This window comes from Corynebacterium sp. HMSC073D01 (assembly GCF_001815555.1).
Lineage (GTDB): Bacteria > Actinomycetota > Actinomycetes > Mycobacteriales > Mycobacteriaceae > Corynebacterium > Corynebacterium glucuronolyticum.
The window spans coordinates 55,723-66,629 of the sequence record NZ_KV821069.1 but is presented as its reverse complement, the minus strand read 5'-3'; the positions used below and the strand labels follow the sequence as shown (position 1 = coordinate 66,629).

The 10,907-nt window shown below is 59.2% G+C and carries 13 protein-coding genes; 6 read left to right on the top strand and 7 right to left on the bottom strand.

Annotated features, from left to right (window positions below; translation table 11 throughout):
- Positions 1 to 44: 44 nt before the first annotated feature.
- The 3 genes from HMPREF3044_RS09420 to aroA form a co-directional block, all read right to left on the bottom strand.
- The gene (locus HMPREF3044_RS09420; RefSeq protein WP_005390309.1) at positions 45 to 986 is read right to left on the bottom strand and encodes a metal ABC transporter substrate-binding protein; all 942 of its coding nucleotides are present in this window, start codon (positions 984 to 986) and stop codon (positions 45 to 47) included.
- Positions 987 to 1,687: 701 nt separating this feature from the next.
- Complete coding sequence (gene rsgA, locus HMPREF3044_RS09410; protein ID WP_005395080.1) at positions 1,688 to 2,689, bottom strand: ribosome small subunit-dependent GTPase A; 1,002 nt, start codon at positions 2,687 to 2,689, stop codon at positions 1,688 to 1,690.
- Positions 2,679 to 3,881 carry a 3-phosphoshikimate 1-carboxyvinyltransferase gene (gene aroA / locus HMPREF3044_RS09405; RefSeq protein WP_246821002.1) on the bottom strand — a complete coding sequence of 401 codons (1,203 nt, stop codon included), beginning with the start codon at positions 3,879 to 3,881 and terminating at the stop codon, positions 2,679 to 2,681. The genes rsgA and aroA overlap by 11 nt, the downstream gene beginning before the upstream one ends.
- A gap of 94 nt (positions 3,882 to 3,975) precedes the next feature.
- Here aroA and HMPREF3044_RS09400 point away from each other — a divergent pair, with 94 nt between their 5' ends.
- Positions 3,976 to 4,725, top strand: coding sequence for an SOS response-associated peptidase (locus tag HMPREF3044_RS09400; RefSeq protein ID WP_070741148.1), 750 nt, complete (start codon positions 3,976 to 3,978; stop codon positions 4,723 to 4,725).
- 226 nt (positions 4,726 to 4,951) lie between these two features.
- On the opposite strand, the gene ybaK is transcribed toward HMPREF3044_RS09400, so the two are convergent.
- Positions 4,952 to 5,431, bottom strand: a complete 480-nt coding sequence (ybaK, locus tag HMPREF3044_RS09395; protein ID WP_005390304.1) for a Cys-tRNA(Pro) deacylase — start codon at positions 5,429 to 5,431, stop codon at positions 4,952 to 4,954.
- Positions 5,432 to 5,515: 84 nt separating this feature from the next.
- Between ybaK and HMPREF3044_RS09390 the strand changes: the two genes are divergently transcribed.
- The 3 genes from HMPREF3044_RS09390 to HMPREF3044_RS09380 all read left to right on the top strand — a co-directional run bounded on the left by HMPREF3044_RS09390 (position 5,516) and on the right by HMPREF3044_RS09380 (position 7,492).
- Positions 5,516 to 6,118, top strand: a complete 603-nt coding sequence (locus HMPREF3044_RS09390; RefSeq protein ID WP_005390302.1) for a sigma-70 family RNA polymerase sigma factor — start codon at positions 5,516 to 5,518, stop codon at positions 6,116 to 6,118.
- A complete protein-coding gene (gene rsrA, locus HMPREF3044_RS09385; RefSeq protein WP_005390301.1) occupies positions 6,118 to 6,426 on the top strand; it encodes a mycothiol system anti-sigma-R factor in 309 nt (102 codons plus the stop codon). The genes HMPREF3044_RS09390 and rsrA overlap by 1 nt, the downstream gene beginning before the upstream one ends.
- A 772-nt stretch (positions 6,427 to 7,198) precedes the next feature.
- The gene (locus HMPREF3044_RS09380) at positions 7,199 to 7,492 is read left to right on the top strand and encodes a hypothetical protein (RefSeq protein ID WP_070741146.1); all 294 of its coding nucleotides are present in this window, start codon (positions 7,199 to 7,201) and stop codon (positions 7,490 to 7,492) included.
- A 142-nt stretch (positions 7,493 to 7,634) separates the two neighbouring features.
- Here HMPREF3044_RS09380 and HMPREF3044_RS13655 read toward each other — a convergent pair whose 3' ends face one another.
- The 3 genes from HMPREF3044_RS13655 to HMPREF3044_RS09370 form a co-directional block, all read right to left on the bottom strand.
- On the bottom strand, positions 7,635 to 7,709 hold the full coding sequence (locus tag HMPREF3044_RS13655; RefSeq protein ID WP_145493031.1) for a 50S ribosomal protein bL37: 75 nt from the start codon (positions 7,707 to 7,709) through the stop codon (positions 7,635 to 7,637).
- Positions 7,710 to 7,864: 155 nt separating this feature from the next.
- A complete protein-coding gene (locus HMPREF3044_RS09375; RefSeq protein WP_034989373.1) occupies positions 7,865 to 8,122 on the bottom strand; it encodes a WhiB family transcriptional regulator in 258 nt (85 codons plus the stop codon).
- 718 nt (positions 8,123 to 8,840) lie between these two features.
- Positions 8,841 to 10,037, bottom strand: a complete 1,197-nt coding sequence (locus HMPREF3044_RS09370) for a diacylglycerol/lipid kinase family protein (protein ID WP_070741143.1) — start codon at positions 10,035 to 10,037, stop codon at positions 8,841 to 8,843.
- Positions 10,038 to 10,208: 171 nt separating this feature from the next.
- On the opposite strand from HMPREF3044_RS09370, the gene HMPREF3044_RS13560 reads away from it, so the two are divergent.
- Positions 10,209 to 10,334 (top strand): hypothetical protein, encoded by a 126-nt coding sequence (locus HMPREF3044_RS13560; RefSeq protein WP_005390294.1) that lies wholly within the window; start codon positions 10,209 to 10,211, stop codon positions 10,332 to 10,334.
- Between the two features lies 1 nt (position 10,335).
- The gene (locus tag HMPREF3044_RS09365) at positions 10,336 to 10,848 is read left to right on the top strand and encodes a hypothetical protein (RefSeq protein ID WP_050765599.1); all 513 of its coding nucleotides are present in this window, start codon (positions 10,336 to 10,338) and stop codon (positions 10,846 to 10,848) included.
- Positions 10,849 to 10,907: the final 59 nt, after the last annotated feature.

Sequence of the window (10,907 nt, the reverse complement as noted above, 5' to 3'; positions counted from 1 at the left end):
AGCACCCGGGCAGGGGTAGAACGGGGGAGGAGAATGTGGGGCTGTTAGGACAGTGCGGACGCTATGGCATCAATGTTGTGCCTGAAGGCTCCTATGTAGGTATCGACCGGTGCCTGTTCGCCGAGGGTGTCCGCGTAAAGAACATCATCAGAGATTGTGACGTCACCACCCTTTGCGCGGACGGAATCCTGGAGGTGGCGGATCACCTCGGGGTTCTTGAGGTTGTCCTGGAAGACCACTTTGACCTTGTGGTCGACGATCGTTTGGGCGAGCTCGTCCATCGCTTGCGCGGACATTTCCGATTCAGACGAGACGAAATCTGTGGCTAGAACTTCTAGGTTAAAGGTGGCCCCGAGGTAGTTGAATGCATCGTGCCCGGTAATGAGGAACCGCTTATCGGCGGGAACGTCCTTGAGCTTTTCCTTTCCGTACTGCTCAAGCTGGGCAATCTGCTCGGTGTAGGTCTTGGCGTTGGCGGCATATTCATCCGCGTGTGGTGCATCGATGGTTGCGAGCTTGTCGGCGATTGCGTTGACCGTGGTGATCCAGTTGTCGGGGGAGTTCCATACGTGCGGATCGTGGCCTTCGATTTTTCCGTCCTCCTCCCAGGGGAGGAGGTTTTCCTCGCTAATTGCTTCCGCAGCAGGCAGGGATCGGGCCCCCAATTTGTCGAACTGGTCCATCATCTTGTGCTCCATATCGTGGCTGGTCCATACCATGAGGTCGGCCTTCTCGATTTTCTGAACATCGGTGCTTGTCAGCGCTTGCGTGTGGGGATCGCCGCCAGGTTTGACGAGGGTGGTTACCTGTGCTTCGGGCGCGATGTTGCGGACTGCGTCGGCGAGGTAGCCAGTGGATGCAACGACTGTGAGTGCATCGGTGGAAGCCTGTGCCTGTGTGTCGGTGCTTTCAACGCTGCACGCGGTCAGGTTGGCAACGGTTGCCAGGGCGACACCGGCGGCTACCAGCTTGTGAATGAGTGACATGTCCCTACCTCTCTGGTGAAGGCTCTGCCGGGAAAAGCAGAGTTAAAAGTTGCGAAACTGAAAGTTCAATACACCGAATAGGGTAGGGTGGGCTAACTTCCTAATGCGAGTACATTTTCATTAAGGACTGCCCCTAAGGGGGTACTCTTGCGTCTTCTGCGTGGGTAGGTGGACGTTATCTAAAAATTTCTAAAAGCCATTTTCGGATCCTTAATGAAAATAAATCCTGTTAAATGAGGGTTGAATCCGGAGACCGTGCAGGCAGACGTGTGGCGACCAGGACGCCGGAGAAGCCACCAACACACTCTCCCCGCCAACGGGTGTGGCTCACAGAGAAGGACTCACAAGTGCTGCGAAAGGGGCACGCAGCGAATGAGAAAGTGGCACACAGGGGGATATGAAATTGGCGCACAAGGGGAAGGGCCAGGGGCACGCAGAGAATAGGAAAGGGGCACGCAAAAGATGGGACAGAGGCCTGAGGGTAACCACCGTAGAGAGAAAAGATCGAAGCCAGGAGCGGGAAAAGAAAACAAAGATCGGTTTTAGGGAGGCCGAAGTGCTATTGCGGGCCGCGACCAGTGAACCGGGCGCCGAGAGTGGGTCGTGGGCATGGCAAGCAACGCGCGAAGGGGAAGAAGGAAAGCACCGTCGCCATTGGCTCCGGCAACTGCCTGCCACGAACGCTTGAATCGAGGGGCTGCCTACATCTCCCAATCGACGTTGCTGCGCAGGGCCTCGAGAAGGGAACGGACGGCTACGACACGACGAGCGGAGGCACCTTCCAGGGCATCGAGGGCGCACTCGGGGTCGGCGGGCGGGCCCATGTGTGTACAGCCACGGGGGCAGTCTTCTGCAGCAGATGCGAGATCGGGGAACACCTGCACGACAGTATCTGCGTCAACGTGCGCCAGCCCGAACGAGCGAATGCCGGGGGTATCAATGATCCAGCCACCCTGCGGCAACGGTAGCGCGACGGATTGCGTGGAGGTGTGGCGACCCTTGCCCACCGCACTGACCTCGCCGGTGACCCGGTCAGCATCGGGGACGAGGCGGTTGACGAGGGTGGACTTGCCCACACCGCTGTGGCCGATCAGCGCCGTAGTGTGGCCAGCGACCACGCGTTCTACGTCGGCAAGGTCATCCTCCACCCCGGCAAGAATCACTTTCACGTCGAGATCGGCGAACTCCTCCGCAAACGGGGTGGGATCCGTGAGGTCGGATTTAGTCAGGCACAGGATCGGCGTGATGTTTCCCACGAAGGCCGCGATGAGCGCCCGCGCCACAAACCCCGCGCGCGGCGGGGGATCAGCGACGGCAGTGACGATGAGCAGTTGCTCCGCATTGGCAACGACGATCCGCTCGTACGGGTCGGTGTCATCGGCAGTGCGCCGGAGCACGGACGTACGGTCCTCCAGTTTGACGATGCGCGCCAGGGTGTCCTTCTTACCGCTCGTGTCGCCTACGAGCCCCACGCGGTCGCCGACGACGATAGTCGTACGCCCTAGTTCGCGCGCACGCATGGCGGTGACGGGTGCCTCCTGGCCATCGAGGATGACTCCCCACCGGCCACGATCCTTGGTGATGACCGTGCCGAATTTCGCGTCCTTGTGGCTGGGGCGCTTCTTCGTCCGCGGACGGGAACCCTTGCCCGGGCGAATTTTGACATCCGACTCGTCGTAGCTGGAGTAGCTTCTACGCGCCAAGGAGCGCCTCCCACATTCGGGCAAAGTCGGGCATCGTCTTGGAGGTTGTTTCGATATTCTCCACGAACGTGTCCTTCACTTTCAGTCCAACGATGGCACCGGCAGTGGCCATGCGGTGGTCCTCGTAGGAGCGCCACAGTCCACCCGTCCTGGGGGCGGGCGTGATTGCGAGGCCATCAGCTAGTTCTTCGCAGTCACAGCCGAGGTTTGTCAGTTCCGCAGTGAGGGCCTGCAGTCGGTCGGTCTCATGTCCGCGCAGGTGGGCGATGCCGGTCAGCCTCGACGGGGAATCGGCGAAGGCGCACACAGCGGCGACGGTGGGGGTCAGTTCCCCCACAGCCGATAGGTCGGCATCGATCCCGTGGAGGACGCCATCGGCGGGCCCGGACACAGTGAGGGTGCCGTCGCTAGAAAGTTCGTGGGTACACCCCATCGCGTCGAAGATATGGCGGATATCGTCGCCGGGCTGCGTGGTCGTCGCAGGCCAGCCAGGCACACTCACGTGGCCGCCGGTAACGGCAGCTGCGGCCAGGAAGGCGGCCGCGTTGGAGAGATCGGGCTCGATGGTCACTTCGCCGCCGGCGTACTCCTGGTGAGGTACCGTCCATGAATACGTGCCGGTTTCCTCATCGTGGTGCTGCGTGCTTTCCACGCCGGCTGTGCGCAGCATGTCGAGGGTCATCTCAATGTGGGGCAGCGAGGGCACGGAGTCGCCCGTGTGGATGACGGTGACACCGGCAGGAAAGCGGGCGCCGGAAAGCAACAAGCCGGAGACGAACTGCGAGGAGGCCGAGGAATCGATGCGGGCCGTGCCGCCTGTAATGGGGCCGGAGACCGTCATCGGCAGCGTCTCGCCCTCGACGTGTGCTCCGAGCTGTACCAGCGCATCGGTCATCGTGGACATGGGACGGCGACGTGCTGCCTGGTCGCCGCCGATAAGCGTGGGGGTGGCGGACAAAGCCGCAACCGGCGGGACAAACCGCATGACTGTGCCTGCCAGTCCGCAGTCGACCCGTCCACCTCCTGTGACGGGGCCGGGGCGGACGGTGACCGTCGAGCCGTCGACGTCTACCTCGCAGCCGAGGGTGCGCAGTGCGTCGGCCATGAGGTCGCTGTCGCGGGAGGCGAGAGCGCCACGGATGACGGACAGCGATGTCGCACCGGCGGCGATGATCAACGCGCGGTTGGTCATCGACTTGGATCCAGGGACGGTAACGGTGCCGTCGACGGGGGACGGATGATACGGGGCAGACCAAGAAGTGCTCACAACCACTAATCTTAAACGTATGTGTGGTCGATTCGTGCTTTTCACTACCTCTGATGCCCTCCTTGAGGCAGCGGCAGACATCACCCCCTATGGTGAACTCCTCGCCCCGCATGGCACGCCGACGGAGCGCTACAACATCGCGCCGACGCAGAAGGTCGTTATCGTGCGCCCATCGACGGCCGAGGAAACCACAGATCCCAAGGGCGCCGCGGTGCTTGAGCCAGCGCGCTGGGGCCTCTTCCCGTATTGGAAGAAGGATGATTCGGGGCCGACTCTTTTCAACGCGCGTGCTGAGACCGTGGCTGAGAAGCCGAGCTTTCGCGATGCCTTCAAGAAGACGCGCTGCATCATCCCCATGGACGGCTACTACGAGTGGCACACGCAGGGGAAAACGAAGACTCCCTATTTCGTCCATCTCCCCGCTGCCACGCAGGGAACGGGCGCGCAAACGGCGGGCGGAAGGGAATACAGGCCACTGATGTGGGCCGCAGGGCTGTACTCCCACGGGTTGGGTCAGGTCTCCGCGACGATCATCACGACCGCGTCGCTCGAGCCGATCGACTGGCTGCATCACCGGATGCCGAGGTTCCTTGCCGCAGACGAGGTAGAAATGTGGCTGGAGGGCGACGGGGAGGAGGCGCAGGAGCTCCTTGAGCCTACCCCTGAGGAGCTTCGCCGTACCTTCGTGACTACGGAGGTGGACACCCGCGTAGGCAACGTGAGAAACGATTTTCCGGAGCTCCTCGCCCCCGTGGGTCGGCTTTTGTAGGCTTGTCGACGCTCCGTCCTCACCGTTTGTTCACCTGCTCCCCGCCCCTCGGTCTAGGCGTGCGGGATCCCGTCAAAACGGGATCCGGTCAAAACGGGATCCCGCTAAAGCAGGATCCTGCTAAACAGTGGCTGACCAGCTGAGGTAGCTACCTAGAAGGCTCGCGCAATGATGGCAGAGATCGCTGACCGGGGAGGCGACTGAAGGGGAGGCGGATGAGGGGAGGTTACTGAAGAACGTCCGCTACCGTCGCCTTGGTGAGGGAAATATAGTCGGCGGGGGAAAGCTCAACGTCCAGGCCACGGCGCCCACCGGAGACTGCAATGGTGTCCCAGAGGGTGGCAGTCTCATCGAGGAAAACGGTCATCGGCTTCTTCGTCCCTAATGCGGTGATCCCGCCGGGGATATACCCGGTTGCGAGCTGCGCCTTGTGCGGATCCGCCATCTCCGCGGACTTGACGCCCCATGCTTTCGCCACCTTCTTCAAACTCAAGTGGTGGGAGACCGGGAGAACCGCGATGGCTAACTCCTTACCGGAGGCAACAACCAGCGTCTTCATGATCTGGTCGGCATCCAGGTGGGTAAGCTGCGCGGCGGCGTTATCGCCAAAATGATCCTGGCCTGCAGGGAAGGTGTGCTGAGTGAACTCGACCTTCGCGTCTTGGAGAACTTCCAGTGCTTTTGTCGCTGCTTTATGGCCTGACATAAGCCCATATTTTTCCACATCTCTACAATTGATAAAAGACAGCCCACAGCCAACGAAGAGGCAAGAAAGGCAGAAACACGTAACGTGGCAACGACGAGAACAGACCCAACGGACAAAAAGGCGCTGGAAGAGCGCTTTGAGCAGGAGGCGCTCCCGTTGCTTGACCAACTCTACGGTGGTGCGCTTCGACTCACCCGGAATCCCACAGATGCCGAGGATCTGGTGCAAGAGACGTACATGAAGGCCTTCAAAAACTTCCACTCTTTTAAGCCGGGTACGAACCTGAAGGCGTGGTTGTACCGAATCATGACCAACAGTTACATCAACACGTACCGGAAGCAGCAGCGGCGCCCGCTGGAGACGAGCGCCGACGACGTGACCGATTACCAGTTGCTGTCTACTTCCCAGCATGATTCCACCGGCTTGCAGTCGGCCGAGGTGGAAGCACTGAAGCGGATGCCGAATACCAAAATCACCGAGGCACTCAACGGCTTAAGTGAGGATAATCGCATGGTGGTTTACTACGCTGACGTGGAAGGACTCGCCTACAAAGAGATCGCCGAAATCATGGGAACACCCATCGGCACGGTGATGTCCCGTCTTCACAGGGGAAGAAAACAACTACGAAAGGCGTTAAAGGAAGTAGCGAAGGAACAGGGTATTTCAACAGGGAAGGCGAAGAAGTAATGGCGGAGGATTTCATCCACGGCAATAAACTCCCGTGCGGCTGTGTTGATCACTCGAACCCGGAGGGGTGTGCATGCGAAGACTCGTACGCACTTTTGGCCGAGATTTTAGATAACGAGTGCACGGAGGAGAAAAGGCTGCTCCTTGAGCACCAGCTCGAGGCGTGCCCAGAGTGTTTTAGAATCCTGGGAATCGAAAAGGAAGTTCGGCGCCTGTTGCGTTCTTGTTGCCACGAGTCCGCGCCCTCTACGCTTCGCGAGCGCATCGTTACATCCATTCACGTCAGCTGGACGATCACCGAGGGATAACAACTGTCGCGTCGCTTCCCGTGCTGCTTTAAGCCGACAGAGGCTACACGCGCCCGAAAAGTTACACGAAGTAGCGGGCCAAGAGGTCACGAGGAAGAAGCCAAATGCAGCTGGGCTACCCGCACCTCTACACCTCCACGCCGCCGTACCCCCCGGACTGTCATGCCTCCATACCGCTTTAGGTGGATGAGAACCACATTGGTTGTAAACCACCTGCAGTCGGTGTGAAGGCATTTTGTGCTGACCACCTCTATCCCCGCCGTGGGGTGCAAGAACATCCCGCCACACAGTCCGGCAACCCGCGAAGGGCCACGTTCGATGTTCCCGTGTATCCCGTGCAGCGCAAGCGGTCGTAGCAGTTCAGACGAAGGGAGAAGAGGACAGCACCATTTTCACCGCGCTCGTTAGCGCGTCCGCTAGAACGTCCGCTGGAACGTCCGCTGGAACGTCCGCTAGGGGTGGCAGGGCTGGAAGAAAAGCCTGCTAGGTAGAGTACGTTTGTTGAAAAAGGCACGTGTTGGAGCTGGCGGACATGCGCGAATTCTAAGGGCGAATGTGTTGCTAGGATGAAAATGTATCGCTTGTGAGGTGGTGTCGGCACCAGCTCCTGGCGAGGGTAGGTTTTCGCCGTCAGCGCCATTGGATCTTCGGGCTTCTGCTGTCTCGGCGCACCGACTTTCTTTTCCAGTGCTGAAATTAACCAACTGCCTCACCGACAGCGTACTGACCTGTCACGATGTGCCTTTGTTCCCTAGAAAAGGAGTCCTGAAATATGTGGACTGCATTCGCGATCCTTGCCCCGGTTGTCTTCTTCCTGTCTGAACGCGGGGTGCTACGCAAACGCAGGAGCTCCCAAATATGTCTCGCCCTATTTACTGTGGGCGCAGTAGGGCTCGTGATCTGGCTCCAGCGTGTGCCACCGACCGACGGGGCGCTGTCGCATACCGCCGTGCCGTGGTGCTTCCTCCTAAATTTCTTTGCCACCGCCGCACCTTTCGTACTGGGACACCGCAGAGCGTCGAAAAGCACAGACCTGAGCCAGAAGACGCAGAAGGAGAAGAACTAGAGAAAGTACGGTGAGCACGTCTTGGCGCATAGTCGGCCTCGGTGGCTCATTGAGGCTAGCGGGCTCAGCGGGCTACGTCGGTCGGGCACAATGAAAAACGGGCACTCGGCAGATATCTGCTGAGTGCCCGCTGACGTACGGTTTAAGCGTTTGGCCGCTTTCCGTGGTTTGCGCCCTTCTTACGGCGATCGCGACGCTTGCGTCCACGCTTGCTCATAGTGGTCTCCTTTTTAAAAAACGTGAGTAAACATTGCTAGGCCCGGCCGATGCGTCCGAAGGCAAACATCTCGCGGGTGAAACTCCTGCCTACTCTAGTGGAAGGCAGGCGTTACGCCCAAATAGGGGGCCAAAACCGGTGGAGTACGTGATGTCTTAGATGGCGGCGGCGCGACGGCGACCGCGGTTCTTGCGGCGACGGAGGGCACGACGCTCCTCCTCGCTCATGCCACCCCACACGCCGGCATCCTGGCCGGTCTCCAGAGCCCACTTGAGGCACTGGGAGGTAACGGGGCACCGGTTGCACACAACCTTTGCCTTTGCAATCTGTGCGAGAGCCGGGCCGGAGTTACCTACCGGGAAGAAGAGCTCCGGGTCCTCGTCGCGGCACACTGCCTGGTGGCGCCAATCCATAATCATTTCTCCTTTGTGGTTTTACTTAGGTTTTTCTCATGCAGCCAGTCTTACTTTTTCAAGCCCGGCTCTTTTATCCGGGCACACTGAATGCTCCCTGCTAAGGGAGGAAAACATCAACGTGTTCTCAGCGTCTGGTGGTTCGCACTAGCGTATCCATCGCCGCTTTGGGGCGACAACGATGACCACCGATGCTCAATCTGGTTTCCAGACTGTAACGGCGAATTGACATCCACCGCTTTGCGGTACTCGGCTATCTTGTCACGTCTGTCGCTAGAAAGCTAGAGTTATTTGCAAAAAGTGATAGAAATCACACAAAATGCGTCCATACTTTGAGTAAACAAATCGTTAAACAGCCAGGTTAATGCCCCTAGCTCCATGCCATGATTGTTTAACAATCTAACCTACCGAATCGGAGGTTTAGGTATTTTTCGATCTCGAAAGTGCCTGGTCGCGCGGTTACGTATCTTTATCCCTAAAGTTCTTAGGTGGACCTAACTCGAACGCCGTTTACCCCCCAAAATCGGGCGAAATACGCCCCAAAAAGGCTAGTTTTACCAAGGAAAGTAAAATCTTTGACGATTCTCAGATAAGTCACGCCGTGGTTAAGTTTTCCTAAGTAAAAGTGCGATGGGTTGTGAACATGGGTCTGGCGTACCGTCGGGTGCGTCCTGTATCCGTCTCGCCGTCTCGCCGAGTTGCTCACTGAACCACGGTGTTACAGGGGAAGGCTGTTTTCCAGAGCCTCGCCGATGACGTCGTCGAAGGGGTCTGACGGATCGGCAATGACATCGAGGCAATCCGGGATCGAGGTTACAGTGAGGTGAGTCGTTTCAGGGGCTGACTCGCCGTCGATCTGCACAGGCAGGGGATCCACGCTCGAGAGATGGATCGTTGATACATCGTCGAGGCGGAATTCGCGATCGTGAAAGTCAAACCCATGCAGGTATCGCCGTGCGACACCTACGGTGTGCAGGAGCGCCCCCAAGCCACCGACCCCAGAAATATCCTGCAACGCGTAGAGGGAAAGTGCTTTGTCAAGGCTTTGCTCCGGGTTGGTGATAATCGGAAGCGCACCGGCGTACGTCCACGGGTTGGTGTTCGTCACAACGGTAAACGGAATATCGGGCAGTGTGACATCTCCCTCGTGGGGGGCGTCACCACGGTAGAGGTGGGAACCGCGTGTCGCTTCTTCCTCGTACGCAGCGGCAGGGAAACGGTGTGCGCCCGATCGCGAGCTGGTCGAAGGAGCTTCGCCTTCGGCTGTGTCTTCTGTCGCTACGTCTTCAGTTGAGGGATCCTCGGGTGCAGTTGCGTGGAGCGCTTCCCCAGGGATCGTGATGGAGATATTCGGTGGGAATCGGCGCAGCTGTCGCCAGGCTTTCGTGGCGATCACACCATAGACACCTGCGGTGGCTGAAATTCCGCGACCGCGGAGTTTCTCCATGCCCTTGATTACAGCCGCGTCCAACCCGAATCCGACGTTGACGATGAACCACCGCCCGGCGACGCGCCCAACGGGGAGTCGCCGTGTAGTACCAGAAGATAGGAGGCCAGCGAGCTTTCGAGCGGCTGCGCCCGGGTCGTTGGGGAAGCCTAGCGCGCGGGCGAAGACATTGGCAGAACCGGAGGGGATTACGGCGAGACGGGGCAGTTCCTCGGGTGCTGGGCGGTTTTCCACATCCGGTCCAAGCAGGCCGTTAATGACCTCGTTGACGGATCCGTCGCCACCCATAATGATGACCACGTCTGCGTCCTCGCGTGTGAGTCCGCGAGCGATATCCTCAGCGTGGCCGGCGTACTCCGTGAAGCAGGAGATGAGTTCCGTCGCCTCCATGAGTGCCGGGACTACCTCGCGGGGAACCTCGCCGTTAAGTGAGGTTGAGTTCGGGTTGGAGATTAAAAGGACCCTCATGACACACAGCCTATCTAATTTGTCGGTTTATGCGAGTTGTGGGCTTGCCTACGCAGGTCACCGTACGTGAATTCGTCCCCTATCCTGCACTCTTCAGCGTGGAATTTTCCCAGGTGAAGTTTCCGTACATCGGGCACCGGATTCCGGAATGCGGTCGCGCTTGAGATAAAAATGGGTGCCCAAGAGGAGGATTACGACGTGTGGCGCATTTTCTTCTGTGCGGTGGAGGGCTTCTCCGTTGCCGGCCCCCACGCCATCCGCTGTTGTATTCGCACCGCTGTGCGGGCAGGCCGGTAATATGCGGTGTGTGAATGCACCGAAGGATAACGCTATGCCCACAACTCCTGAGCCGAGTCGCACGAAGGGAAGTGGAAGTGCTACCGCCGCCGGTCGTCTGAACGGTCGCGCTGGTCTGCCCACCACCCTCGCCGTGGCATGCTACATCGCTCTGGTTGAGGGCCTTGTCGGGGTGGGGTACGGCATCTTCCTCATCGTCAGGGAGCTCATGGGGGTTGAGGAGACCTCGATCGTGTCTGAAAGCTCGAGTGCTGGCCTGGTCGGCATCGGCACCGCAATCATGTTCCTCATCTTTTTCGGTGGCCTCATCACCGCGTCGGTTAACCTTCTGCGCGGTGGCCAATGGGGCAGAGGGCTCATCGTCTTCATCAACATCCTGCTGCTCGGCTGCGCTTACTACGCTTTCACGGCGGGCAAGGTCATCTGGATTGTGCTGCTGGCCGGCGCTTCGATTGCCTCGCTGGTGCTTAGCTTCCACCCCCGCACGCTTCGCTGGGCACAGGACAACTACTAGGAAGCGCGCTATCAGGGTGCGCGGTGACTGTGCCTGCTCGGGTCCGCGGTGGCTGTGCC

What these genes read in the sequence shown, in the direction of transcription:
- HMPREF3044_RS09420 (WP_005390309.1), bottom strand. Translation starts at nt 986, where the DNA reads ATGTCACTCATTCACAAGCTGGTAGCCGCCGGTGTCGCCCTGGCAACC.
- aroA (WP_246821002.1), bottom strand. Translation starts at nt 3,881, where the DNA reads ATGACCAACCGCGCGTTGATCATCGCCGCCGGTGCGACATCGCTGTCC.
- HMPREF3044_RS09400 (WP_070741148.1), top strand. Translation starts at nt 3,976, where the DNA reads ATGTGTGGTCGATTCGTGCTTTTCACTACCTCTGATGCCCTCCTTGAG.
- ybaK (WP_005390304.1), bottom strand. Translation starts at nt 5,431, where the DNA reads ATGTCAGGCCATAAAGCAGCGACAAAAGCACTGGAAGTTCTCCAAGAC.
- rsrA (WP_005390301.1), top strand. Translation starts at nt 6,118, where the DNA reads ATGGCGGAGGATTTCATCCACGGCAATAAACTCCCGTGCGGCTGTGTT.
- HMPREF3044_RS09380 (WP_070741146.1), top strand. Translation starts at nt 7,199, where the DNA reads ATGTGGACTGCATTCGCGATCCTTGCCCCGGTTGTCTTCTTCCTGTCT.
- HMPREF3044_RS09375 (WP_034989373.1), bottom strand. Translation starts at nt 8,122, where the DNA reads ATGGATTGGCGCCACCAGGCAGTGTGCCGCGACGAGGACCCGGAGCTC.
- HMPREF3044_RS09370 (WP_070741143.1), bottom strand. Translation starts at nt 10,037, where the DNA reads ATGAGGGTCCTTTTAATCTCCAACCCGAACTCAACCTCACTTAACGGC.
- HMPREF3044_RS13560 (WP_005390294.1), top strand. Translation starts at nt 10,209, where the DNA reads ATGGGTGCCCAAGAGGAGGATTACGACGTGTGGCGCATTTTCTTCTGT.
- HMPREF3044_RS09365 (WP_050765599.1), top strand. Translation starts at nt 10,336, where the DNA reads ATGCGGTGTGTGAATGCACCGAAGGATAACGCTATGCCCACAACTCCT.